The following is a 26,296-nucleotide window of genomic DNA, read 5'->3' on the forward strand; positions in this document are numbered from 1 at the left end:
TATGAACAAAAAACAAGCAACGGGTCTTTTGGTAACGCTCACTTTTGGCATCGGGGCGATTGCAGGGTGCTCCGGCGGTGCGGAGGGTACGAACACACAGTCGGGTAATGGCACCGGAACGAACGCAGGTCCGGCGGAGCTGACCTTTTTCATGAATACGAACCTGACGGCCAAAGCGGTGAAGGGCTTTGAGGACATCGAGGCCTTCAAGGAAATCCAAAAGCGAACGAATACGAAGATTAAATTCCAGCAGCCCGGCGACGGTTCGCAATTCAACATTATGCTGGCTTCGGGCACGTATCCCGACATTGTGTACGCCCCAAACAATTACCCGGGGGGCATTGCCAAGCTGGTGCAGGATGGCGTTGCCATTAAGCTCAACGATCTGATTGACAAACACGCTCCGAATTATAAAAAATTGTTGAACGATCATCCAGAGATCCGTAAGCAGGTCGTTCTGGATGACGGGACGATCGCGAAATTCCCGCAAATCGATATCGATCTTCACCGGGTCTCCTATTCCGGACAAATGGTCAGAGAGGATTGGCTGAAAAAAGTCGGGCTGAAGGCGCCAACGACCATCGATGAATGGTATACTGTTCTTAAAGCCTTCAAAGAGAAGGACCCGAACGGGAACGGGATGAATGACGAGATTCCTCTGGGCGACCGCGGTGACGGTCTGGGCAGTATTAGCTCCTTTGCGACGAGCTGGGGGATCCTAGCCGATCGTTTCCACCTCCATGCCAAAACGGGCAAGGTAACCTTCGGACCGATCGAGCCGGAGTTCAAAAGCTATGTTTCCACCTTAAACAAATGGTTTAAAGAAGGACTGATTGATTCCGAATTTGCTGCGACGGACCGGAAAGCGTTCGAGGCCAAATTTGCTAAAAATACGATCGGTGCCTATGGTGGAGTGATAAGTGGAATCAATACCTTCAAGGATCAGATGAAAGGAAATCTGCCGGACTTCAAGCTAATCGGAGTGGCTCCGCCTATCGGGCCAGCCGGTAAATCCTACAGCAATCACTCGCAAATGGTTCAGAATGTTCCGCTGGACGGCGCGTTCATCAGCTCCCAAGCGAAGGACCCGGTTGCGGCGATCAAGCTGCTGGATTTCATGATCGGTTCGGAGGGCAGCGATCTTCAGAACTGGGGCATCGAGGGGAAAAGCTATAAGGTGGAGAACGGGAAGAAGATCTTCACGGATGAAGTGTTCAAAAATCCGGACGGCTTCGAACCGACGGAAGCGGTCAAGAAATATGCATTGCCGACCTCCGGGATGGTCAAGGTGATGGATTATCATGCCTGGGCAGCCTTCGAATTACGGTATCCCGAAGCGGTTGAGGCCAATGATACCTGGTTCAAGGCCGATCGGTCCCTCTTGGTTCCTCCGTTATCTCTTAACGGTGAGGAAAGCCAGCGGCTCGGCAGCATCATGAGCGAGGTGAATACCTATGTGAAGGAAATGTGGATCAAATTCATCATGGGTACGGAGCCGGTTGAGAACTACGACAAATTTGTCGCTACCTTAAAGAAGATGGGTATTGAGGAGGCTGTAAAAATTCAACAGGCAGCCTACGACCGATACCAAAACCGAAAATAATGACAGCATGGGCTGGATACAACCTGGGTATCCAGCCCTGCATTCCGTTCGTACCCTGTCCGTGAGAGGAGGAGCCCTGTGGGGAAGGCGAGAGCTTACCGGGTTTTTGTCAGCTATCTGCTTACTTATTTGCTGATTCTGCTCGTACCGATTACTGTGATGACCTTCCTGGTCTACAATGTGTTCGTTAACAAGCTGCAGAACGAAGCCATCCTAGGCAACCTGAACACGCTTGATAAAGTCAGGTATGCTATGGATGAGCAGCTGAAGCGAGTGGAGGATACCACCTACCAATTGATGATCGAAGATAATCGCCTTTCCCAATATAGGGTTTCCGAGGAACACGGGTATAAGGCTTGGGGGATTGTTAGAGAAATCAAGAAGTATCAAAAAATCAATCCGTTTGTCCATGAAATATGGTTGTATTATCACGGAGAAGCCTCGGTTTATTCCAATAGCAGCGTGTATTCGCTTTCGCTGCTCGCCGGGGATATATATCAGTTTGCGGATTGGCCTAAGGAGCAGCTGATCAAGGATCTCAGCACCTTATCCAAGCAGCTGGTTAAGCCCCCCGCCCAGGATCTGCGCGGACAGGACCGTTATCTGCGAATTGTGGTTCCTGTGCTTCCTTACGAGAATAAGCCTTATGCGACCGTTGTTTACTTAATTAAAGAGAAATCCGTCGAACAGCTGCTCGAGAGCTACAGCTCCACCGGGGGCTCCACCTGGGTTCTTGACCAGGATAACCGGGTCATCGCCGGGGTAGGAAATACGGCTGAGCTCACTCCGGACAGCATCAGTGCTCTATCCCTCGCGCATTCAGGGCAATCCTCCCAAAGGATTACACTGGGTAAGGAAGAGCAGTATCTTTTTATTATGCAATCGAAGCAAACCGGCTGGAAATACGTTACCCTGCTGCCTGTTACGAATGTGCTCGGCAAGGTGGAGCAGGCCCAAACGATCTTTATTTATGGGGTTGCCGCCGTCTTATTCATTGGCTGTGTCATTGTATTCTTAGGCATGCGCTGGAATTACTGGCCGATTCGCCTGCTGAAAAGGGAAACGGAGCAAATGCTTTCGGCTGTTGAGCCGATGAACGAGCTGGAAACCGTGCGATATGCCATCAGCTCTCTGTCCCTTCAGAACCGGAAGCTGGACGAGCAGGTAAGAAGTCGTGACGCTGCAGCACGAAAGCAGCTGGTCCTCTCCTTGATTAAGGGGGACTTCACTTCCTCGGAGGAGCTGCGGCTTTACGGCGAAGAGATGGGGCTGCCGATTCACGGAACGCGCTTCCGGGTGGTCATCGTTCAGCTTGCTTCGAGGATTCAGGAACGGGATTCGGATTTGACGTTTCAAAGAATTGAGGATTTATTGCCGAAGCAGTGGCAAGGGTTGGGTACCGAGCATGTAGAGCAAAATAAATATATATTTCTTATGGCAACGGATGACATGGAGGACCACGTATTTACTGCCATAGTCCGCGAATTTAGGGAGTCTCTGCGTGCCGTCTCCCAAGACGCCGTCACGCTGGGGGCAGGGAACGAAAGTACTTTGCCGGAAATTCCCCGGTCGTACCTGGAAGCCAATACAGCCATCGGCTACCGCTTCCTGCATGGGGTCGACCGGGTCATTGAGTATAAAGACATTCCGTCCAACCGCCATTTGGAAGAGTATCCGCTTGATGACATGGAGAGCTTGGCACAGTCCATTCGAACGGGGAACGGAGCCAAGGTGGAAGCCTGTCTATCTGCGATGCTGCAATTTATAAGGGAGAAGCAGCCGCCGCTTATTGTCGCTCGGAGTCTCTGTTTGGACATCATCCGAACTGTCAACAGGTCCTGGAATGAGCTGGAGCTGCAGGACCAAGGTTCAAGCGGGTACCCCGACGTTTTTTCCCTGGAGCAGCTGGATACGATCGATGATTTTGAGCAGCTGATCAAATCCATGTGCTTCGACTTGTGCGCCGCCTTTAGGAGCGTACAGGAGGAAGGTACGGGATCGGTTCAACGTTCGGTGGAGCAGATGAAGGAATACATTCGGGATCATTACCGGGAGTGCGAGTTTACCTTTCAGAGCATGGCTTTGCATTTCCAAATGGCGCTCCCGAATTTAAGCCAATATTTTAAGGACCACACCGGGGAGACGTTATTGGATTATACGACCAGCTTGAGAATGGAAGCTGCGAAGCAGCTGCTTACTGAGCAGGATTGGCCGCTGAAGACCATCGCGGAGCAGGTCGGCTACTATAACGTATCCAGCTTTATCCGGCGCTTTAAGCAATTGGTGGGTATGACCCCAGGTGAATACCGTGCGAGAAGGGACTAGTTCTTCGGGACTGGTCCTTTTTCTTTGAATGAGGGTGATCGAAGGGGGCTTTTTCCAGCGTCAGGGACCCTATAGTGGCAAATGTGCGATTATTGATGTCCAGAAAGCTGGAATGGGCGACTGTAGTGGCAGAAGTGCGATTAGGCGTGCTCGAAGGCAGCTTTTTCAACCCTGGGGGACCCTATAGTGGCAAATATGCGATTATTGATGTCCAGAAAGCCGGAATGAGCGTCTGTAGTGGCAGAATTGCTATTAGGCGTGCTCGAAGGCAGCCTTTTCAACCCTGGGGGACCCTATAGTGGCAAATATGCGATTATTGATGTCCAGATAGCTGGAATGAGCGTCTGTAGTGGCAGAATTGCTATTAGGCGTGCTCGAAGGCAGCTTTTTCAACCCTGGGGGACCCTATAGTGGCAAATATGCGATTATTGATGTCCAGAAAGCTGGAATAAGCCTCTGCAGTGGCAGAAATGCGATTAGGGAAGCCTGCGGGCCGCCGTTCTTAATAAAAACGGCATATAAATAGTGGGCATTGAGGCATGGGGAGGTTGCTGGTAAAGTGATGGGGCAAGACGAACAAGACGACTATGACATAACCAGGAGGTCAAGGCATGAGAAACAGATTCAGTAAAACCGTCCTCGTTCCCGTACTGGTACTATCCTTAGCAGCGGGCTGCGCGCAAGCTCCGGGAAGAACCAACGGAAGCGATAACACAGCCGGAAACGACGCGGGCACCGGAAGCATCAGCATCATGATCAATCTTCACAACCCGGAGGTGCCGTCCGACAAAATTGAAAAATTACTGGAGGAAAAAACGAACACGCAGCTGGACATCCAATGGGTACCCGACGGTACTTATAACGATAAGCTCTATGCAGCGTTTGCTACCGGCTCCTTGCCGCAGGTGGTATACGCTCAAATCAGCAACTTCCGCGAGGCTATTATTGACGGCCAGTTCTGGGAAGTCGGTCCCCTGCTGAAGGATTATCCGAACCTGAACCAGTTGAAGCCGGAGGTACTGAAGAATACGGCGGTGAACGGGAAAATTTACTCCCTGTACCAGGAATCGCCTATCTCGCGCCAGGGAGTCGTTTACCGGAAGGATTGGGCCGATCAATTAGGAATTAAAGCTCCGGAGACGCTGGAAGAGCTCTACAGCATGATGAAGCAGTTTAAGGAAAACGATCCGGATAAGAACGGGAAAAACGACACCATCGGTTTAACGGACCGCAATGACTTCGTGTACGGTGCGTTCAAGACGCTCGCTTCCTACCATGGAACGCCTAACAATTGGGGAGTGCAGGATGGCAAGCTGCAGCCTGACTTCATGTTCCCTGCTTACATCGATACAATGAAGTACATCCAGAAGCTTCACAAAGAAGGCATCATCAATCAGGATTTCCCTGTAACCAGCAAGACGGATCAACAAAACCTGTTTATCTCGGGAAAAGCCGGGGTTTATATCGGATCCATGCAGGATGTAGTCAGCCTTCAGGATAAGATTGCCGGAGTGAATCCAAAGGCTCAGCTTGACGTACTGAACCGCATCAAAGGGCCGAAAGGCGAAGGCATCTGGGCGCTTCCGGGCTATGGAGCGGTGGTCTTATTCCCGAAATCATCTGTGAAGACTGAGAAGGAGCTAAAGGACATACTGGCGTTCTATGATAAATTAATGAGCCCGGAGCTTGCAAATCTGCTCGTTTACGGCGTAGAGAATACTCACTATAAGCTGGTGGAAGGGTCCAAGGTTTCCAGGGTTGAGGATAATAAGCTTATCGATAAGGAAGTGAAGCCTTACAATTCGCTTCGCATCGGAGGTCCGAGCACCATTAAGCTTCTGGAGCAATTCTATAGCAATCCGATCCAGCTAAAGGCAGAGGGGCTAGTAAAGGACAATGAGAAATTTTTAATTCATGATCCTACCGCTCCGCTGTTTTCCGCGACCTACACGGAGCGGTCGGCTAAGCTTCAAGAGATCATCAAGGACGCGACTTACCGGTTTATGCTTGGCAGTCTGGACGAGCAGGGGTTCAAGAAAGAGGTGGAGAGATGGCGTAAGGAAGGCGGAGACAAAATTACGGAAGAATACAACGCCGCTTACTCCACAAGTCAGAACGCGAAATAACCCATTATCGCATATAGCTTTGCTAAAGGCCGCCTTTATGGCGGCCTTCTTCGTTTTGGGAACTGAAATATCAATATACGTTGACGGGAATATTCCCTGAATGATATATTCAATTGTGATCGATAAATAGCATGAGGAGGAGAATCATGGCAATCAATCAGACGACGCAAGAGAACGGGCAACTGGTCATCATCCGCGAAATCCAAGCGCCTCGTGAATTGGTGTTTAAGGTTTGGACGGAAGCCGAGCATTTGAAGCATTGGTGGGGTCCTAGAGGCTTTGAGCTTACCGTAGCTCATTTGGAAGTAAAGCCGGGGGGACATTTTCACTACAAGATGAGCTCTGCCGAAGGACAGGTGATGTGGGGACGCTTCGAATACCGTGAGGTGAAAGCTCCTGAGAGGATTGTCTTTATTAATGCTTTTTCTAACGAAGCGGGGGACGTCGTACGTTCGCCCTTCAGTGAGATTTACCCGCTCGAAATTCTTAATACGTTGACGCTTACAGAGATGGAAGGTCGTACGCTGTTAACGCTGCGGGGAGGTCCTCTCCAGGCGACCGAAGAAGAACGTGCATTCTACGAAGGCATGTTCGAGTCCATGAAGATGGGCTTCGGCGGCACGTTCGATCAGCTGGAGCAGTATTTGAAGGAAGCGCTTGTGTAAATTTCAGATCGGAGCAGGAAATAAAGAAAACCATTATACTCCAAACGAGGTGAAGCAATGATACGTGATCAGGATAGGGAGTTTGGAAGGGTCATCAGGAACTGCTTTCCGGAGGTAGAGATCCGTACGATGGAATGGCTGGGCGAAGGCATGAGGAGCACTGCTCTGCTTATCAATGATGAGTGGGTTTTCCGATTTCCGAAAAGCCTGCAGGCAGCAGATGAGCTAGGGAAGGAGATTCAGCTGTTGCCGCGATTAATCCCCCATGTATCGGCAGCCATTCCGGAATTCGTGCATGTCGGAAAGCAAGACAATGAACTGCCCTTCGTGGGTTATCGTAAACTGCCCGGACAGCTGCTCGGAGAGGATGAGCTTCCGTCCCTTTCCGATGAAGCGCAGAACAGATTGGCCGCTCAAATTGCCGTGTTCATGGAGGAGGTAAGCTCTTTTCCGGTGGAGTGGGCAAGGGAGGCAGGCGTTCCTGAACGCTGTATGAAGACGGATTATATTAACTTATGGACCGATGTGCAGGAACAGGTATTCCCGAGGCTCGACGAAGCCTTGAAGGGGTACATTGCGGGTCGATTTGAAGCATATTTGGGTAACCCGGACTACTTCCGTTATGTTCCCGCTTTAATTCATGGCGACCTGTCTCCGGATCATTTTCTCATCGATCCGAATACCGGCGACCTGACAGGAATTATCGATTTTGGCGACGCTGTCGTGTGCGATAGGGATTATGACTATGTGTACCTGCTGGAGGATGGCGGGGAGACGTTTGTACGCCAAGTGATGATTTATAAAGGTGTAGCCGACCCGGATGCCTGTATCAGGAAGGTTTCGCTATGGGTTACCTTTGATCAGCTCCGTTATGTGCTGGAGGGAATCCAAACGGGAAACCAGGATTGGGTTGAAGAGGGGATCGATTTGCTAAGGCAGGAGATGGAAGAACAGTGTTGAAATGGCCGCCAAGATAACGTTGGTCTGCCGTACTAAGAGCAGGAGCCGCTTCCCCGGGAAGCGGCTTTTTTGGCGTTCCGACAACGAAAAAGCAACCAGTGACAACGAGTGCAACAAATGACAATCGCAGGCGCATCGCGGCAAAAGCGGCAGGAGGCCGGCGATCTGAACAAGCAGGGACTATCGACGGCAATCGATGACCCCCGGTATGATGAAGCTACAGTTTCACAAGCCCTTAGCAGGTAAGCAGAATGGATTTATGGAGAAATGAAAGGAAGGAAGCAGCATGCAAACAAGTATGAAAGCGCGGGCCGTTAGGTCATCGAATGTCAGGCCGTCGACAATGATGGGCAGGCTGGCGCGGAACCGTTGGCTTTATTTCATGGTCCTCCCTGGCCTCTTGTACTTTCTTATTTTCAAGTACTGGCCGATGTACGGAATCTTCATCGCATTTAAAGACTACCAGCCGTTTCTGGGCTTCTGGGACAGTCCGTTTGTAGGACTTAAGCACTTCGAGCGTCTATTTGGCGATTCGAACTTTATCGTTCTGTTTCGGAATACGTTGATTCTAGCCACCTACAATATTTTGTTTTTCTTTCCGCTGCCGATCGTGATCGCGCTGATGCTCAATGAGCTGAGGCAGGAGTTCATGAAGCGCATCGTTCAAACGCTGGTTTATATTCCTCACTTTATGTCATGGGTCGTCGTCGTCGGGATAGCTTATATCTTCTTAACGACGGAAGGCGGCATTGTGAATGAACTGCTTGTCCGTTTCGGCGGGGAAAAAATCAATTTCCTTGTCAGCAACGAATGGTTCCGGACGATCATTACCGCTGAAGTGATATGGAAGGAAACCGGCTGGGGCACGATCATCTTCCTGGCGGCGCTGGCGGGCGTTGACCCGCAGCTGTATGAAGCGGCACGCATGGATGGGGCGAATCGGCTCCGCCAGCTGTGGCATATTACACTGCCGGCCATTCGCAGCACGATCGTCATCTTGTTGATCCTTAGGCTGGGGCATTTTCTAGATACGGGCTTCGAGCAAATCTTCCTGATGCTGAACGCGATGAACCGCGAGGTCGGAGAAGTATTCGATACGTATGTCTACTCGGTCGGGATCAGCCAAGGACAATACAGCTTCAGTACGGCGGTCGGTTTGTTTAAATCGGTAATCGGGCTGATCCTGGTCGTTGTGTCCAATTATTTAGCCAAGAAATTCGGAGAAGAAGGTATTTACTAGAAAAGGAGCGTTGAAAGGCCATGCCGCTCAAGCCAAGCTGGGGTAGCCGAATATTCGATAGCTTGAACATGCTGCTGTTGATCGTGTTCGCTTTGCTTACCGTCATCCCCTTTATTTATGTCATCGCCGGCTCGTTCGCCACACAGAAGGAATTGCTGCTGCGGGGATTCATCTTATTCCCGACGGAGTTCACGCTGGATGCGTACAAGTATATTTTCTCTACGCAAACCCTTGTCAGAAGCTTGCTGGTTACCGTTTACATTACGCTTGCAGGAACGCTGATCAACATTTTCTTTACGTGTCTGATGGCGTATCCGCTTGCCCGAAAGGATATGGATTTCCGCAAGCCGATCCTGATGCTGGTCGTGTTCACGATGCTGTTCGGCGGCGGGATGATCCCGACGTTTCTGGTCGTCAAGCAGCTGGGGATGATCAATACCTATTGGTCCCTGCTGATCCCAGGCGCTATCAGTGCCTTCAACCTGATCATTATGCGGAATTTCTTTCAGCAGCTGCCGGACGGCCTTGAGGAATCGGCCAAAATTGACGGCTGCAACGACTTGGGCATCTTTTTCCGCATCGTGCTGCCTCTGTCTATGCCTGCCATTGCGACCTTCTCGTTATTTTACGCGGTAGGTCACTGGAATACGTTCTTCAACGCGGTGCTGTATATCAATGATAATACGAAGTGGCCGATTCAAGTGCTCCTACGACAAATCGTGATTCTGGCTTCCGGCGGTATAGGCGATTCCGCCGCCATGGAAGCGGATTATGTCCCTCCGCCGGAGCAGTCGGTGAAGATGGCGGTCATTGTGGTATCGACGCTGCCGATCCTGCTGGTATACCCGTTTTTGCAGAAGCACTTTGCCAAAGGGGTATTGCTGGGCTCGGTTAAAGGTTGAAGATATAATAGTCTTATGAGAAAAGGGAGGATTTACAGATGAACAGAAGACATCAGAAGACATGGGTCAAAGCCGGAGCGTTGCTTGCCGCATCCGCCTTGGTCATTACCGCCTGCGGAGGGAAGGAGCCGTCCGCTTCTCAAGGGAGCGGAAATGCCGGAGCGAATCAAGGACCGCTTCAGCTGACGATGATGCTGCCGACCTATAATCCCGAGCAAATGCCCGCAGACAGCCAGGTGCTAAAGCAGCTCGAGGAAAAAACCAATACGAAGCTGACGGTATCGTGGGTGCCTTCCTCGTCCTACACGGACAAATTAAGCGCTACCGTTGCATCCGGCGAGCTCCCGAAAACGTTCGTTGCGCTGGAGCCGAAGGCCTCCTTCATTGTGAATGCCGCCCGAACCGGTATGTTCTGGGAGGTCGGACCGTATCTGAAAAGCTATCCGAACCTGAGCAAGATGTCGGATATCGTCCTGAAGAACGTATCGATCGACGGCAAAATTTACGGCGTGTACCGTGAGCGCGATCTCGCCCGCTTCGGATTGATGATCCGTCAGGATTGGTTGACGAACCTGGGCCTACAGGCGCCGAAGAACGTAGATGAGCTGTACACGGTTCTGAAGGCTTTCGCAACGGGCGACCCGGATAAGAACGGCAAACAGGACACGATCGGGCTTGCTGTGGGGATGCAAGGGAATGTCATCGCCGGCTTTAAAGATATGCTTGTCTACATGGGCGGTCCGAACGAGTGGGAGCTGAAGGACGGCAAGCTGGTTCCGGCTCATATGACGGCTGCCTACCTGGATACATTGAAGTTCTACAAGAAGCTGTACGACGAGAAAATCATCAATCAGGACTTCGCGCTCGTCAAGGACGGCCGGGCCGTTATGAATAAAGGGCAAGCGGGGCTTTGGATCGATAATATGCTGGACGGCAAAGGAATCGAGGACAACCTTAAGAAGGTGGATCCGAACGCGAAGATTAACCTGCTCAACCGCATTTCCGGTCCGAAGGGCGAAAGAACCCGCGCCGGCGCAGGCTATCTGGGCATGTATATGATCCCGAAAACGAGCGTGAAGACGGAAGCGGAGCTCAAGCAAATTCTTGCTTACTTCGATAAAGTATCCGAGAAGGACATTCAGAACCTGATGAAGTACGGTATCGAAGGGAAGCAGTATACGGTTGAGAACGGCAGCTATAAGCCAAATCAGGATCCGAAGATCAAGGCGGAAATTACGGACGGCAACCAGTTTATGATTTTGCAAAATGAAGTGGTCAACTACGGCACGGAGCTCGAGAAGCTGAGCACGAAGCTGTTCCAGGACAACGTTACCATCGCACTGGCTAACCCTGCAGCGCCATTTATCTCCAATACGGAGATTGAGAAGGGCAAGGAGCTTGCCAAGATTATCGAGGATGCTGCCGTGAAGTTCATCATGGGTTCGATCGATGAGGCCGGCTGGAAGCAAGCGGTGGAGAAATGGCAGCAAAGCGGCGGAAGCAAGGTCATTGAGGAATTCAACGCGGAATACGCCAAAGCGGCGAAGTAATGAGGCTTGTTGTTGTGAGGAAAGGGACATAAGGCCCTTTCCTCTTTTTCCGTAAGGAGTGTATGGCAATATGGAGTGATTTTATGTAAACTTGAAGTACACTCAGGGAACCATGACTTGGAGGCATTATGAGATTTCGATCCCCGTCTTATTTATTGAAGCTGATGTTGTTTTCCATCCTGATCGGCACCATTCCGGTCATTGTGCTGGGTTCCTTTGCCTACTATAATTCCACGCGGACCGTACAGGAGAAAGTAAACGAGGGCAATAAGCAGCTTTTGCAGCAAACCCAGATGCGTGTCGAGCAGACGCTCAGAACGATTGATACCTCGGCAACGCAGCTGCTGCAGTCTCCCGTCGTTACCGGGGCCTTCGATAAAGAGATAACGAACCAGGATTATGAGATGGTGCATGAGCTGTATAAAGGAATATCCCAAATTCAAACCTACGAGCTGGGCATCAAGGATATTTTTCTGTTCAGCTTAAGCAAACATTGGATAGTCACGAGCAACGGCGTGAACGAATACAGCTCCCCGGATTTCAGGCCGCAGCTGGAGGCTTTCTCACGAATGGGGGGAGGCTCCTTCTGGACCAGCGGACCGGACGACCTGACGAATTCATTTCAGTCCATCTATTTTGTGAAAAAGTATCCCTTTAACGCCGTCAATCCGAAAGGGATCATCTGCGTTGTGCTTTCATCCGATGTGATGAAGGAACTGGTCACGTTTCAGAACGGCAAGGTCGGCAGCGCCTTCATAATGGATCCGGGCTTCCATGTGATCGGTCATCACGACCGTAATCAACTGGGGACGAGCCTGTCGGGGCAATCCTACTTAAAGCCCCTCATCGAGTCGAAGGAGGCATTCGGCCAATATGCCGCCGAATTGGATGGGGAGACCGTAACCGTCACCTACCGGAAGTCTTCCTACAACGGCTGGAGCTACGTCTCCGTCGCCTCTAACGAGGAAGTGAACGGGCAGAACCAAATCATCGGCTGGATGACGCTTCTCGTATGTGTGGTGATTTTGCTGGTCACGCTGATTCTCGCTTGGTTCGGGTCGAAGAAGATGTACAGTCCCATTCAATCGATCTATACCGCGCTCACCAGCATTCCTTCCTCCCAAGATGAAGAGAAGCCGAAGAGCGAGGAAGAGCTGCAGGTGATCGGGGAACGCGTCGACTATTTGATCAGGAATCAATCGCTGATTATGAATGAGCTCAAGGGGCAGCAGGTGCAGCTTAAGGAATTTTTCATGCAAAAATTGTTTAGCGGCGCCATCCATCCGTCGGATTTCGAAGAAAAATTGAGCTTGTACGGCTTGGAGAAGCCTTGGCCTTCCATGTGCGTGTTAGCCGTTCAAATCGATACTTTGAAGGAAACCCGCTATGCGGAGACGGACCGCGATTTGCTAATGTTTGCCATAAGCAATATCGTCGGTGAGCTTGTGCTGACCGAGCAACGGCTCGTCCCGGTTGTCAAATCGGATTGCCAGGTGACCCTGATCGGATCATCGGAAGAAGGGGCGGAGTTTAAAGAGCAGATTTTCACCTTGTCCGATGAGATCCAAAAGGCGATTTATCAATATTTAAATATGAAGGTGAGCATCGGCATCAGCCGTCCCTTCAGCTCGTTCGCGGACGCACAGCAGGCTTTGCATGAAGCGATGACATCGTTAAAATACAGAGTAGGGCTCGGGCAGGAATCGATCTTGTTTATCGAGGATGTGCAGCCGCAGAAGAGCAATCTGTATATGTATCCGCAAGAGGGGGAGCAGGCGCTCCTCGATGCAATCCGGGCAGGAGACCCGGAACAGTCGGAGCAAGCCTTGAAGCAATTGATCGGAGAGCTGTTCCAGCCCCGTGCGCAGCATCAGGATTATCAGCTGTCACTGCTGCGATTGCTGGTCGACCTCCTCAAATTCGGCCAGGAATTGTCCATCCCGATGGACCGGATCGCCGAAGATGAAGCCTCCTTGATTCAGTCTCTGTTCAAGCTGCGGAACGTAGAGGAGATGGAGCAGTGGTTCCTTTCGATGTTCGTACTGCCCTACATTCAGGAGCTGGGCAATCGACGGGATTCCCAGTTCAAGCATATTTCGGAAGCGGTGATCGATATGATTCATCGCGAGTTCGATTCGGAGCTTACACTGGAGAAGTGCTCTTCCCGCATCAACTACCACCCTCACTACGTGAGTCGCGTATTCCGCCAGGAGACCGGCATTAATTTCGGTGAGTATTTAACGCAGTATCGGATCGATATGGCCAAGAAATGGCTGAAGGAGTCCGATCTGAAGATTGTCGAAATCGCCGAACGATTACAGTACAACAACTCCGCCAACTTTATTCGATCCTTCCGCAAAACGGTAGGCATGACGCCGGGGCAATACCGCGAGGAAGGGTAAGTGTACCGCCGATCGTCCCCTCATGAATATATTCAATCATAACCCGTTATCGGGCCTGCCTTCAGGGGCAGGCTTTTTGTCATGCCTGCAGACGCCGCCGGTATTCAAAAATCGTCGATATACAATTTCAGCAAAAGCGCGCCGTAACCGGATTATCGTATACCGGAATGAAACTTGTGTATGGATTTCAGCCTCAGCATGCGTTTGAATGAGAGGTGTACCACGACAGCATACTGCATGGAATCCTACACGGATAAGGAGAAGAGTACATGAGGAATCACAATGTTCAATTGGCGGCTGCAGGTCACACGGCCAAAGCACTTCAACGGAGGCGGCGCTTCAAAATGAATGTCCCGCTCATCATGATGTTTGCTCCGATCCTGTTGTATTTTATTACTTTCAAATATATACCGATGGGGGGACTGATCATCGCCTTCAAAAACTATAATATGGCGGACGGCATCCTTAACAGCCCCTGGGCAGGGCTGGATAACTTCCGGCTGTTGTTCAACAGTCCCATGATGCTGGATATTATCAAAAACACGTTTTTTATCAGCCTGCTGTCCATTCTCGTTTCGTTCCCGTTTCCGATTCTTCTGGCCATCCTGTTAAACGAAATTCGCGGGATGCTCTATAAACGGACGATTCAGACGCTCGTCTATTTGCCGCATTTTTTAAACTGGGTCATCATCGGATCGTTTGTCGTGCTGATCTTTGCCCAGGAGCAGGGGATCGTCAACAAAATCATTACGGCCTTCGGCGGAGAAAAGATTGCGTTCCTGTATGATAAATCGACGTGGCTGGGCGTCTTTCTCGGCTCAGGCATCTGGAAGGAAGCCGGCTTCGGGGCCATCATTTATTTGGCGGCACTCGGCAATATCGATCCGAGCTTGTACGAATCCTCGAGCCTGGACGGAGCGAACAAATTCAGGCAAATGTGGCATATTACGCTTCCCGGCATTCGACCGGTTATCATCCTGATGCTGATTCTTTCCTTGGAGCATGTCATGGACGTCGGCTTTGACCAAATCTTTGTGCTGAAAAATCCGATGGTAGGAGATATTGCGAACGTCATTAGTGTCTGGAGCTATGAGGTGGGGCTGGGACGCGGTCAATTCAGCATTACCACCGCTCTGGGATTTTTCCAATCGCTGGTCGGACTGGTGCTGGTGCTGCTTGCAAACAAAATCGCACGAAAATTCGGCGAAGGCCTGTGGTAAAGGAGAAGAGATCATGAGACCGTCATTCGGTGAAAAGCTTTTTTTCGGCTTCAATTATGTGCTGCTCGGTCTGTTCGGCATCAGCTGCATCCTGCCTATTTTGCATATCGCATCGCTTTCCTTAAGCTCTGAGCACGCCGTCCTGTCGGGCTTTGTGGGTCTTTGGCCGGTCGGCTTTACGCTGGATTCCTACAAGCTGCTGGTGGAAGGAACCCAGATTGTGAAAGCCTTTCAGAACAGCGTAGTGATTACGGTAGTGGGTACCGTCTTGAACCTATTGTTTACGATCCTCGCCGCGTACCCGTTATCGCGCACTTATTTTTACTGGAGAAAGCCGTTTACCCTGCTGATCGTCTTTACGATGCTGTTTACGGCCGGATTGATTCCAAACTATTTACTGATCAAGAGCTTGGGGCTGGTCAACACTTATGGAGCGCTTTGGCTCCCCGCCTTGGTCAGTGTATACAACCTGCTGGTGCTCAAGACCTTTTTCGAGAATATCCCGGGGGAGCTGGAGGACGCCGCCCGCATAGACGGATGCAGCGAAACCCGCCTGATCATGCAAATTATGCTGCCCTTGTCCATGCCGGTGATTGCTACCCTGATCTTGTTCTACGCGGTCGGGCATTGGAATTCGTTCTTCAACGTCATGATTTATATCAACTCGTCGGAAAAGCATAATCTTACCGTTCTTGTCCAACAGATGATTATGAACAGTCAGCTGTCGCAGCAGGTTACGGAAGGAAGGCTCAGCGAGGACATGACCCAGTCGGTTACTCCACAGTCGATTCAATCGGCCGGTGTTATCGCCATGCTGCTACCTATGCTTCTGGTCTATCCGTTCCTGCAGAAGTATTTCGTGAAGGGCGTCATGATCGGTTCCATCAAGGGCTAGATGTTTGGTCGCGGTTTGATTATAGTTGGAGGTGATGAAAAAAAAGAGGACTCGGTTAGCGTTAAGATAGATAGCTTTTCGTTCGTCACTACAAAAGGGAGGAATCGGTATGCAACAAAAAAAGAAAACGATCGCGTTAGCACTTACTTCCGTACTCGCAGCGGGGGCCGTTCTAGCGGGCTGCAGTCAAGAAGCGGGCAAAGGGCAAACGGCGGGAAGCCCAGGCGATTCGTCGGGCACGAAAAAAGGGAAAATTTCCGTCATGGTCTACGACAGGGGCCGCGTTCCTGCGGAAGAGGGCAACTATGAGAAGAACCGCTGGACCGAATGGATTAACAAAAATGCGCCGGCAGAGGTTACCTTCGTGCCGATTCCGCGCAACAAGCCGGAGGATAAGCTGAATGTCCTTCTTGCCTCGGGCTCTGCGCCGGATTTCATCCAGGACTACAATCCGCTGAATAAAAATGCCTGGTACGCATCCAAGCAGCTTATGCCGTTGGACGATTTGATTGAGAAGCACAGCGTGGAATATAAGGCGCTGCTGAGCAAATATCCGATCCTGCGCAAGCTGGGGACACAGGATGACGGTAAGCTCTACGAGGTCGGCGCGTTTACCCAGACGGATATCAACTGGGTATTCCTGGTGAGGGCGGACTGGCTCAAGAAGCTGAATCTGGAAGCTCCGAAAACGACCGAGGAATTGTTTGCTGTCGCTAAAGCGTTTACCGAGAACGATCCGGACGGCAACGGCAAAAAGGACACGTTCGGGATGTCGCTCGGAGGCGGGTTTAACCAAAATATTTTCAACTGGATCTTCGGACTGCCGGGTGCGGGCCACGCGCTGGAGGACGGAAAGATGGTCTATCCATGGAAGCAGCTGGAGGCAATTACCGATTTTAAGAAACGATTGTATCAGGACGGCCTGATCGATAAGGATTTTGCAGCCGATGCGAACGGGGAGAAGGCCAAGCGCGATTTTGTCAACGGAAAGATTGGCTTCTACACGATGCAGTGGGCTGACGTGAAATCAACCTTTGAGGCCTTGAAGAAAAACGTGCCTGAAGCTCAGGTTATCCCGATTGTGCTTCCCAAGAGCTCCTTCGGCCAGTTTGCTCCGGCGATTTCCGCGCCAGCCCAAACGCCGGGTGTTGTCAACGCTGCGGCGAAGGATCCCGTATCCGTCATCAAGTATATTGACTTCTTGAACAAGGAAGACACGGTGAAGAAGCTCAAATGGGGAGTCGAGGGCGAGCACTATAAACTGGATGCGAGCGGCTGTCCGGCACCGATAGACATGGAAAAAAATAAAAAGGAAAGAGATTGGAACGTTGACTACTCGATGATCAGCAGCTCGACCGATGCTACCCGCAAATGCGATCCTCGTTTGATGGAGATTGACACAGCTACAACGGTCGGTAAAGAATACAAAGAGATTCTGGAGACGGCCCGTAAAATTTACTTGAATCCGGCCACCCCTATGCCCGGCTTTTTCCTGAATGCCCCTGCGATGCCGAACGACTTGAATCTGATTGTACAGAGCGTTTCCAAGCTGGGGGATGAGTACACGAAGGCGATCGTCACCAAGGACTACACCGCCGAGAAAGCAACCCAAACGGCGAAGGACATGTGGACCAAGGCCGGCGGCGGGAAGATCGACGAATGGTACAACACGTACTATAACAAGAACAAAGATAAGATCGTGAATGTCATGGATATTTACGAGAAAAAGTAATAGGAGCGCGGCACCTTTATGCGAGAAGGTGCCGTTTTTCGCATGTGGGTGCAGTCAAATAGCTTCTGATACCCGTCCGATCTATAATAAAGTATATTGACGGAAAGGTGTATATTGATCATAATGAACATTTCGGTAAAGAATTGGTTATAACGCAGCTATTGGGGGATATTGAATGCCGGGTAAGTGGTTTAAACGGCTGTTGTTTTCTTATTTGCCGATTTTTCTCCTTGTCATTTTCAGCTTGTCGATCGTATTTTTTATCATCGTCAACAATGTATCGCGCGAGCAGGCCCAGCGGGCGAACGAGGTGTTCATGGAGCAAGTGCTCGTTCAGCTGGACCGGACGCTCGAGCTCATCAACCAGCAGATCATGAAGGAATCGAATTTCAACGAAGGCGTAAGGGATTATTACTTTAAGCCGCCTGCGGATACGTTCGGCAGCCTTGTTGTCCCTTCGGAGAAGCTCCGAGAGATCGTGGGAGCCCTGCCTCTCATCGATTCGATGTATTTATATCGGATGGCCGACGGCATGGTGCTCAGCACCAACTCCCTTATGCCGCTAAGTCAATTCGGGGATCAGGAGTTTGCCCAAACGATCCTGCAGAAAGGGGCGCCGACCAAGTGGCTTCCCGTCCGCTCTTATAGAGAGTTCGCCGATCAAGCGCCGAGGCGCGTCGTCACGCTCGTTCGCAATGTGCCTTTGCTGAGCGGGGAAAAGGGGTTCGTCGTGGTTAACGTGGGAGCGGATATGATCTCCAAGTACGTAATGGAGATGTACAGCTCCAAATTCAGCTACATTCGACTGGAGGACCAGAACGGCAATGACATTCTGAACGCGAATGCTCCGCGGGTGGGATCCGAGATCAATTCCGCGGTTTCCGGCTATACCGGCTGGATCATTCACAGCGGCTTACGCGATGGCGGCTTGTTCTACGTGTTTTCCCATATCCACTGGATCTGGCTCGGCATTACCGCGGTGACATTACTTATTGGCGCGATTGGACTCATCATTGTAACAAGGCGTAATTACAGGCCGGTGGAGATGATCGTGGAACAAATCCGGCAGTTTGCTGTACAGCGCAGCCAGACGCTCACGGCCTCCAGCGGGAATGATGAATTTGTTTTTATAGAGACGGCCTTGAACCGGTTAATTGAGCAGTCCAATAAATACGATCAGCAGTTTCAGGAGGATTTGCTGTACCGGCGCCAATACTTTTTCCAGGAGGTGATGACCGGCAGCAGGGCGATTTCAGCTGACGAATGGAGCGGGGAGCTGAACGGATTGTACTTCGGGGGCGAGAAGCCCCTCTTCATTGCAGCGGTGGTGGAGATTGATAAACATCAGGACTTTGTCAGTATTTATAATCAACGGGACCAGAGCCTGCTGAAATTTGTTGTGAAAAGCGTGGTCAATGAAATCGGAGGGAAGCATGACATCGCGGTGTGGACGGAATGGATCGCGAATGATCGCCTAGGCGTTCTGTTCGGAATGACGGGCGAGGAAGCAGAGAGCTTGCAAGCTCTGAAAGCCGTCGGGGAAGAGCTGAATGCGTGGGTGACGAGCAATCTTCATTTTTCCGTCACCTCCGGCTTCGGTTCAGGGGTAGAGGAGGTCAATGAAATTCCTCTTTCCTACGAGGACGCGATGAATGCATTGAAATACAAGACGGTGCTTGGGGGCTCGGGGACCTTCCTCTATTCCGAGATGAAAGCGAAGTCCGAAAGTACGATTTACGACAATCTGGATGTGATCCGTAAGCTGACTTCCTGCTTCAGGCAAAATAATGAAGAGTGGGAGACGGTGTTCAGGGAGGTGTTCGCGAATTTGCGCCTCAACCTGAGCTCAAAGGAAGAAATCGTCATTGCGGCCAACTATTTAAGCTATGATCTCAACCAGTCCCTCAAGGAGATGGCCCAAGACTACCGGGGGCTGTGGGAGCAGGAAATTCATCCCGGGCTCACGGCGGCGGTGGAAACCTTCGAAACGCTGGACGAGGTGGAGTCCCAATTCTACGAGCTGCTGCGCAAGGCGTTCGAGCATCTGAATCACATGCGCGAGAAGCGCAGCGGTCATACCTTGATCCTGGAAATCAAGTCGTATATCGAAGAACGCTATGCGGATCCTAATTTATCCCTGCAAATGATCAGCGATCACTTCCAGCTGAACACGAAGTATGTCAGTCAGCTGTTTAAGGATGAGATGGGCGAGAAGTTCATCGATTACTTGGCTCTTCTGCGAATAAGGCATGCGAGGGAGCTGCTGGAGGAAACGAAGGCTCCCATTCAGGACATTGCGATGAAGGTAGGCTATACGCATTCTTTGTCGTTCATCCGGATGTTTAAGAAGGTCATGAATGTAACGCCGGGTGATTATCGTAAGCACAGTGCTTTGCAGTTGAAGGGGCGGGAGTTGTAGAGTAGCCATAGGAGCGCGAGTGGAACGGGGCGGGATCCGATGAGCATGCCTCCTTACGCGCCGAAAGTATGTTTTTAGCACGCCCGGCCGGTGGCCGGGTTTTTTCTTACCTATAGGGAATAAAGGGGTTCGCGCGCTATGGCCCGGCTAATTGCAAATGTGCGATTACAGGTTTCCGGTGGGCCGAGATTGGCGAGTGTAGTGGCAAATTTGCGATTAGGCAGGAGGTATGGCCGGATTTTCGCGCTCTATGGCCCGGGTAATTGCAGATATGCGATTACACGTGCCCGGTGTTCCGATATAGGCATGTGTAGTGGCAAATTTGCGATTAGGCAGGAGGTATGGCCGGATTTTCGCGCTCTATGGCCCGGGTAATTGCAGATATGCGATTACACGTGCCCGGTGTGCCGAGATAGGCATGTGTAGTGGCAAATGTGCGATTATGCAGGAGGTATAGCCGGATTTTCGCGCCCTATAGCCCTGTTAATTGCAAATGTGCGATTACAGGCGGCCGTTGGGCCGAGATTAGCGATATAGTGGCAAACGTGCGATTAGGAGGCACCAAGGGCTATCTTTTGTTCAGCGGGAGCCGGCCATCAACACTTTTCCACCATATACAGTTTCGACCAATCGGGATTATTGCTTATCGAACGATTCTTGTCTATGGATACCTCCTCCGATTTGGCGTTAACTAAAGAGGTTAGCGCACGATTCCCAAGATAGCGAGGAGGAAATGTAGCATGAAAGGGTTACGAAGCTGGCGTAGGTATACTCGCAGCAGGATTTTGGCGGCGATGCTCACAGCCGCTCTCTTGTGTACGGCCGCAGGGTATGAAGGCTCCTCGGTTTCCGCCGCGGAGGCAGGCACGTTGTCCCCGACGGATGACACCTATGTCAATGCCGGCAGCAAGTCCGAGCAAAATTTTGGAGCATCCGCGGACCTCTTGGTCAAGTACCAGGCAGCAGATCCCAATGTGACGCGTCAAGCCTTCCTACGGTTTGATTTGAAACCGTATTCATTGGAAACCATCGGCTCTGCCAAGCTTAGAATTTATGGCAGTGTCACGGAGCCGGGGGTTACGTCGGTCGGCATTTCCGTACTTGGCGGTGAGCAGGACGGCTGGTCCGAATCAACGATGAATTGGGGCAGCAAGCCGGAGGCCGAATATTGGCTCGGCCAATTTACTGTCAACCCTACAGCACGTTGGCATGAAGTGGATGTGACTTCGTTCGTCCGCAAGCAGGCACAGGGCGATGGGAGTGCCACCTTGATTCTGACTCAGGAAACATCACCGGGTTATGTAGTGACTTTCAAAAGTAAGGAAAGCTCTGCGTACCAGCCGCAACTGGTCATATCAGGGGCTCCTGCAATGCCTGAAATGCCGACATGGCCATCAGGCAGCAGCTTAACCGGGGGTGGCGCGGCCGGGAGCAATCTTACCCTCCAGTGGACACCGGCGGATCATCAGACTCAGGTAACGGGCTACCGGGTTTACCGGAACGGCACGCTTCTTCAGACGCTGCCGGGGACTTCACGAGAGTTTACGGTGACGGGCTTACAAAGCGGTAAACCGTATACGATCCAGATTCAGGCCGGAGATGCGGACGGACATTGGACGACTGACGGGCCTCTCTACAGCACGACACAGACCAAAGTGCCGACGGATGATGCCTACGGCAACGCGGGATCCGCCGGGGACCGGAATTTCGGCCAAGCGGTTGATTTGCTTGTGAAAAACAACGTGCCGGATCTGACACGGCGATCCTATCTTCGTTTTGACTTAAACGGCGTACGGACGGAGGATATCGGCTCCGCCAAGCTGATGATCTACGGTGCCATAACGGAGCCCGGACCGACTTCACTAAGCACCTCGGTTGCGGGAGGGGAGCGGCACGATTGGACCGAGCAGGCTCTAACCTGGAACAATAAACCGGAGACGGAGCATTTCCTGGGAAGGTTTGACATGAACCGGACCATGAGGTGGAACCAAATCGACGTCACGTCTTATATCCGCAAGCAGGCTTCCGAGGGAGGGTACGCGACACTCTCCTTATTCCAGGACATCAACCCGGGCTATGCCACTGTGTTCAAAAGCAAAGAGGATATCCATAAGCCGTACTTGCTTATCTCGGCACTCCCTTCTGATGTGCAGGCACCTTATTGGCCCCAAGGCAGCAAAGTGGAACCCCTGGGCGTTCAGGAGACGTCGCTTGCCCTTACCTGGACGAAGCCGCAAACAACCGGCGGGGCGGACGTTTCGGCGTATCGAGTGTATAAGGACGGCGAGCTTCTGCAGGAGCTGCCTGCAGCGGCTTCCCCGTCGATAGCTGTAAGCGATCTCGAAAGCAACCGAAGCTACACCTTCCGGGTGCAGGCAGGGGACAGCGCCGGTCGCTGGAGCACGGACGGACCGTTCGTTACGGTACGGACGTCGGGGAATGAGCTGCTGCAAGTGAAGCAAGGCAATATATTCGTGCAGCCCGATCCGGTGCAATTCCGAATACGTACCGGAAGAAGTACGGTGAACTGGCTTGTGGAAGACGCTTGGGGACGCGAGGTGACCCGAGGGGCTTCGCCGGTAAGCGGCGGGGAGCTTGAGCTCTCTATCCCATTCGAGCAAAAGGGTTATTTTACCATGAAGGTAAGTTTGGAGGCACCCGGCTTGCAGCCTGTCGTGCTGAGTACTCCTTTTGCCGTGCTGTCGTCTTTTGATTTAAATCAGGTGCAGGACTCCCCCTTCGGCTTCGCAACACACTTGCATAGAACGGGATTTGGATGGGGCGCGGACTTGATCGATCTCATCCAATACTCCGGAGCGAAAAATGTGAGGGATGGAATCGAGTGGAACGGGATTGAAAAGCAGAAGGGCGTATATACCTTCTCACCGGTTCCGGACAATTACATGACGAAGCTGAAGGAGCAGCAGGAAAATATGCTGTTTGTTGCCGGCTACAACAATCCACTGTATGACAACAACAGCACTCCGTATACGGATGAAGGCCGGGAAGGCTTCGCCCGTTACGCCAAATCGTATTTCGATCATTACGGCAGTCAGCTGAAATGGCTGGAGGTATACAACGAGTTTAACATCGGTTTCGGCGATCGCGGCAACGGTCCTGCCGATTCTAGACCGGATTATTACTATCCACTGCTGAAAAAGACCTTCGAAACGGTAAAAGCGGAGCGGCCCGACGTGACCGTAGTCGGTATGGCGACGGCCGGCGTACCGCTGACCTGGATGGAGGACGTATTTAAGCTCGGCGGACTCCAATATATGGATGCGGTCTCCATACATCCGTATCAATATCCGGCCGCACCGGAAGGGTTAACGGAACAGCTGGAGAACGTAAAGCAGCTGATTCGTAAATACAATAACGGACAGCTGAAGCCGATCTGGATTACAGAGTTCGGATGGCCTACGCATCTCGGAGGCAGGGGGACGGAAGAGCTGCCGCAAGCTGACTATCTGGTACGCGGCCACGTCCTGGCACTTGCTTCGGGAATCGAGAAGATTTTCTGGTACGACTTCATGAATGACGGCACGAAAATAGATTACAACGAAGACAACTTCGGAGTCATCCGCAACGCTTCTGATGCGCAGGGCAAGCATACGCCTAAACCGGCTTATGCAGCCTATGCAGCGATGACCCGGCAGCTGACCGGGGCGGAGTACGTAGCCAAGGATACGACACAAGACGGTGTCTATAGTCACTTATTCCGAAAGGATAACTCGGATATACGCGTTGCGTGGTCGATCAGCCCCCAAGCCATGGCCATTGCTACGACCCAGCCGCTGGAAATTACAGACATCATGGGCAACACGAAGGTGTATGAGCCGTTTCATGGCAAAGTGTACGTGACATTGAACGGCGAACCGGTGTACATCAAAGGAACGATCCAAGGCATGGTACCAGATAACACGTTTACCGTTACGTCAAGCGACCAGGCGGTACTCACGGAGCCGGTGCAGCTCGGTGTCCGTCTGACCAATCCGCTAGGTGAACCGCTGACGGTTACATTATCTTCCGAGAACCAGACGATGGAGTTAACAGCTGGACCGAATGCTACCGTCAACCGGACGATGCAGCTCGGCGCGGTGGACCGGCTGGGGGCCAAGCGCATCCAGGGCGATTTGCACTCGGAGGGCAAAAAAATCGGCTATGTTCTCAGGCAGGTTCGCATCGGTGAGCCTTATGCTGTTCGTATACGGCCAGTGATTGACGACGAGGCTTCCCGTTCCGGCAGCCTGAAGGCGGACATTAGCAATCATTTTAGCGCCAAGCCGCTGAAGGTAGTCAAAGTCGATTGGGAGATGGGCAGCCGAACCGGAACGACGAATGAAGGTAAAGTGATCGCGCCGGCAACGAAAGAAACGTTCTCATGGGAAGCCGGAACCGTTGAATACGGGAAAAGCTACACATTTAAGGCAACGGTATGGCTGGAAGGCTTCGGACCTATCCCCGTATCCGGTACTCTTGAATTTAACCCGGTAGCTCACCGGACCATTCAAGTGGACGGAACGATTGATGAAGCCTTAGATGAGGCCCTCATCGATCTGTCCAAGGCAAATAACAAGATATCCGGCTACTCCGGTCCGGCGGATGCCAGTGGACTCGTGTGGGTGCATTGGGACCGGGAGCATTTTTATATGACCGCCAAGATTACCGACAATGTCTGGGCATATCCGGCCGGAGGCGGGGACCAGTGGCAGAACGACGGCATCCAGTTTGCCCTGGCACCAGGCATACCTGGCGAGAGCAAGCAATGGTATGAATACGGCGTCGCTCAGACGCCTGCCGGGCCGCAAATCTATCGTTTTCTTTCGCCGCCCGGTATCTCAACGGGACTGGTCGACAACGGAAACCTGAGGATTAGCCGGGATGAGGCCCGGCAAACCACTCTATATGAGCTCGCGCTGCCTTGGTCTGAGCTGGCGCCGATCCGGCCGGACGCAAACGAAGCGGTCAGCTTCTCGCTTCTGCTGAACGACAACGACGGTGTGCAGCGCAAAGGTTATATTGAATGGGGATCGGGCATCGGCGGTACGAAGGAGCCGAAGCTGTTCCGCACCCTGGAGTGGATGAAGCAAGGAACGCAGCTTGTCCTGGACCAGGCCGAAGGAACGTACAGCGATTCCGTAGAGCTGAAGGCAAGCTTGACGGATGCGAACGGCAAGCCGATCGCCGGCGAGACGGTTGAATTCCATGTCGAGCAGGAGCGGATTGGCTTTGCTGAAACGGATCATGCAGGTGTTGCCACGATAAGATATACCATTCAGCAAGCTGCGGATAGCATAGCTGATACCGGGGAATGGCCGATCCGGGCGGAATACCAAGGAAGCACGTCCGAATCCAAGCTGATCGTCCGTAAAGAACAGGCTTCCCTCCGGGCGACAGATCCACAGCTTTTCACCGCAGGAGGTCTGCAAACGATAGAGGTCACCTTACAGCAAGACGATGCGGAGCTTGGCCGCAGGGAGGGGATCCCGGTGACTGCCCATGTTACTCGCATTCATCCGGACGGCTCCCGCTTTGCCGTATCCGTGACCGAAGCCGTGTATGCGACTGACGAGGCAGGAATTGCACACATTCCCGCACAGCTTCCGGCAGGATTATATGAAATTCGGTTCGACATTCAGCCGAATGCGTACTACCAAACAACATCGGCAGTAGTAACCGCCGCCGTATACGATAGAACGCAAAGAGGCTTGGACATGAACGGGTTCATCCCGCTTGATGAGGCGGGAAGCCTCTTCGGCCCGAAAGCCAAGAAGCTGCATGTCAATATCCATTGGGAACAGCAGGCCGGCAGCAGCCTCCCCGGTCAACTGCGTCTCCATGCCGAACCGCTTGGACTGGAGCTTCGAGGGGAAACGGCAGAGTGGCTTGTTATTGAAGGAGATCAAACGTATTGGCAGACGACCGCTAGTGATCCGCAAGGTAATCGCTATAGGGTACGTATGATGGCGGTTAGCGACGGGAAGAACGGGAAAGAGGCAGCCTTGCTGAGTTTACAGCTTTGGGGCCTCAACGCCAGCGGGCAGGAGCTGCTCTATAGTACTTTCGTCAAGCCGTTTCAAGGAACCTTTCAGCGGTAATACAAAATTACGCGCGTGAGAACGGCAGTCCTGGACCTAATCATTGTCCGGGGCTGCCGATTTATTTGCAATAAAGTGAAAATAGTCGCTTGAAAAGTGTATATATCTCCCGTAATACCAGACTTTATAATAAACCCAAGCAAGCAATTTGATTACAAA

At 51.8% G+C, this 26,296-nt stretch carries 15 protein-coding genes; all 15 read left to right on the plus strand.

Annotation, left to right across the window (positions count from 1 at the left end):
• Window position 1 precedes the first annotated feature (1 nt).
• The 15 genes from QMO62_RS02045 to QMO62_RS02115 all read left to right on the plus strand — a co-directional run bounded on the left by QMO62_RS02045 (window position 2) and on the right by QMO62_RS02115 (window position 26,137).
• Window positions 2-1,603: an extracellular solute-binding protein gene (locus QMO62_RS02045; protein WP_284638353.1), complete on the plus strand. Its 1,602-nt coding sequence runs from the start codon at window positions 2-4 to the stop codon at window positions 1,601-1,603.
• Between the two features lie 78 nt (window positions 1,604-1,681).
• Window positions 1,682-3,928: a helix-turn-helix domain-containing protein gene (locus QMO62_RS02050; protein WP_284638355.1), complete on the plus strand. Its 2,247-nt coding sequence runs from the start codon at window positions 1,682-1,684 to the stop codon at window positions 3,926-3,928.
• Between the two features lie 611 nt (window positions 3,929-4,539).
• Window positions 4,540-6,054: an extracellular solute-binding protein gene (locus QMO62_RS02055; protein WP_284638357.1), complete on the plus strand. Its 1,515-nt coding sequence runs from the start codon at window positions 4,540-4,542 to the stop codon at window positions 6,052-6,054.
• A gap of 146 nt (window positions 6,055-6,200) precedes the next feature.
• Complete coding sequence (locus QMO62_RS02060) at window positions 6,201-6,719, plus strand: SRPBCC family protein (protein ID WP_284638359.1); 519 nt, start codon at window positions 6,201-6,203, stop codon at window positions 6,717-6,719.
• A 60-nt stretch (window positions 6,720-6,779) separates the two neighbouring features.
• Window positions 6,780-7,679 (plus strand): phosphotransferase, encoded by a 900-nt coding sequence (locus QMO62_RS02065; RefSeq protein ID WP_372516699.1) that lies wholly within the window; start codon window positions 6,780-6,782, stop codon window positions 7,677-7,679.
• 117 nt (window positions 7,680-7,796) lie between these two features.
• Entirely contained in the window at window positions 7,797-7,925 is a 129-nt protein-coding gene (locus QMO62_RS02070) for a hypothetical protein (protein WP_284638362.1), read from the plus strand.
• 97 nt (window positions 7,926-8,022) lie between these two features.
• The gene (locus QMO62_RS02075; protein ID WP_284644833.1) at window positions 8,023-8,919 is read left to right on the plus strand and encodes an ABC transporter permease; all 897 of its coding nucleotides are present in this window, start codon (window positions 8,023-8,025) and stop codon (window positions 8,917-8,919) included.
• A gap of 20 nt (window positions 8,920-8,939) precedes the next feature.
• The gene (locus QMO62_RS02080; RefSeq protein WP_284638364.1) at window positions 8,940-9,821 is read left to right on the plus strand and encodes a carbohydrate ABC transporter permease; all 882 of its coding nucleotides are present in this window, start codon (window positions 8,940-8,942) and stop codon (window positions 9,819-9,821) included.
• A 38-nt stretch (window positions 9,822-9,859) separates the two neighbouring features.
• Window positions 9,860-11,371 carry an extracellular solute-binding protein gene (locus QMO62_RS02085; protein WP_284638366.1) on the plus strand — a complete coding sequence of 504 codons (1,512 nt, stop codon included), beginning with the start codon at window positions 9,860-9,862 and terminating at the stop codon, window positions 11,369-11,371.
• Window positions 11,372-11,499: 128 nt separating this feature from the next.
• Entirely contained in the window at window positions 11,500-13,773 is a 2,274-nt protein-coding gene (locus QMO62_RS02090; RefSeq protein WP_284638367.1) for a helix-turn-helix domain-containing protein, read from the plus strand.
• A gap of 269 nt (window positions 13,774-14,042) precedes the next feature.
• A complete protein-coding gene (locus QMO62_RS02095; RefSeq protein ID WP_284638369.1) occupies window positions 14,043-14,993 on the plus strand; it encodes an ABC transporter permease in 951 nt (316 codons plus the stop codon).
• Between the two features lie 13 nt (window positions 14,994-15,006).
• Window positions 15,007-15,888: a carbohydrate ABC transporter permease gene (locus tag QMO62_RS02100; RefSeq protein WP_284638371.1), complete on the plus strand. Its 882-nt coding sequence runs from the start codon at window positions 15,007-15,009 to the stop codon at window positions 15,886-15,888.
• Window positions 15,889-15,997: 109 nt separating this feature from the next.
• The gene (locus QMO62_RS02105; protein ID WP_284638373.1) at window positions 15,998-17,620 is read left to right on the plus strand and encodes a type 2 periplasmic-binding domain-containing protein; all 1,623 of its coding nucleotides are present in this window, start codon (window positions 15,998-16,000) and stop codon (window positions 17,618-17,620) included.
• Between the two features lie 175 nt (window positions 17,621-17,795).
• Window positions 17,796-20,039, plus strand: a complete 2,244-nt coding sequence (locus tag QMO62_RS02110) for a helix-turn-helix transcriptional regulator (RefSeq protein WP_284638375.1) — start codon at window positions 17,796-17,798, stop codon at window positions 20,037-20,039.
• A 740-nt stretch (window positions 20,040-20,779) separates the two neighbouring features.
• Window positions 20,780-26,137 (plus strand): CBM96 family carbohydrate-binding protein, encoded by a 5,358-nt coding sequence (locus QMO62_RS02115; protein WP_284638377.1) that lies wholly within the window; start codon window positions 20,780-20,782, stop codon window positions 26,135-26,137.
• The last annotated feature ends 159 nt before the right edge of the window (window positions 26,138-26,296 follow it).

Source organism: Paenibacillus silviterrae, from assembly GCF_030167925.1.
GTDB classification, from domain to species: domain Bacteria; phylum Bacillota; class Bacilli; order Paenibacillales; family NBRC-103111; genus Paenibacillus_G; species Paenibacillus_G silviterrae.

Bases quoted from the DNA above. Each gene is read 5' to 3' on its own strand.
- QMO62_RS02110 (WP_284638375.1), top strand. From the start codon at position 17,796: ATGCCGGGTAAGTGGTTTAAACGGCTGTTGTTTTCTTATTTGCCGATT.
- QMO62_RS02060 (WP_284638359.1), top strand. From the start codon at position 6,201: ATGGCAATCAATCAGACGACGCAAGAGAACGGGCAACTGGTCATCATC.
- QMO62_RS02090 (WP_284638367.1), top strand. From the start codon at position 11,500: ATGAGATTTCGATCCCCGTCTTATTTATTGAAGCTGATGTTGTTTTCC.
- QMO62_RS02085 (WP_284638366.1), top strand. From the start codon at position 9,860: ATGAACAGAAGACATCAGAAGACATGGGTCAAAGCCGGAGCGTTGCTT.
- QMO62_RS02115 (WP_284638377.1), top strand. From the start codon at position 20,780: ATGAAAGGGTTACGAAGCTGGCGTAGGTATACTCGCAGCAGGATTTTG.
- QMO62_RS02080 (WP_284638364.1), top strand. From the start codon at position 8,940: ATGCCGCTCAAGCCAAGCTGGGGTAGCCGAATATTCGATAGCTTGAAC.
- QMO62_RS02070 (WP_284638362.1), top strand. From the start codon at position 7,797: ATGACAATCGCAGGCGCATCGCGGCAAAAGCGGCAGGAGGCCGGCGAT.
- QMO62_RS02095 (WP_284638369.1), top strand. From the start codon at position 14,043: ATGAGGAATCACAATGTTCAATTGGCGGCTGCAGGTCACACGGCCAAA.
- QMO62_RS02105 (WP_284638373.1), top strand. From the start codon at position 15,998: ATGCAACAAAAAAAGAAAACGATCGCGTTAGCACTTACTTCCGTACTC.
- QMO62_RS02100 (WP_284638371.1), top strand. From the start codon at position 15,007: ATGAGACCGTCATTCGGTGAAAAGCTTTTTTTCGGCTTCAATTATGTG.
- QMO62_RS02055 (WP_284638357.1), top strand. From the start codon at position 4,540: ATGAGAAACAGATTCAGTAAAACCGTCCTCGTTCCCGTACTGGTACTA.
- QMO62_RS02075 (WP_284644833.1), top strand. From the start codon at position 8,023: ATGATGGGCAGGCTGGCGCGGAACCGTTGGCTTTATTTCATGGTCCTC.
- QMO62_RS02045 (WP_284638353.1), top strand. From the start codon at position 2: ATGAACAAAAAACAAGCAACGGGTCTTTTGGTAACGCTCACTTTTGGC.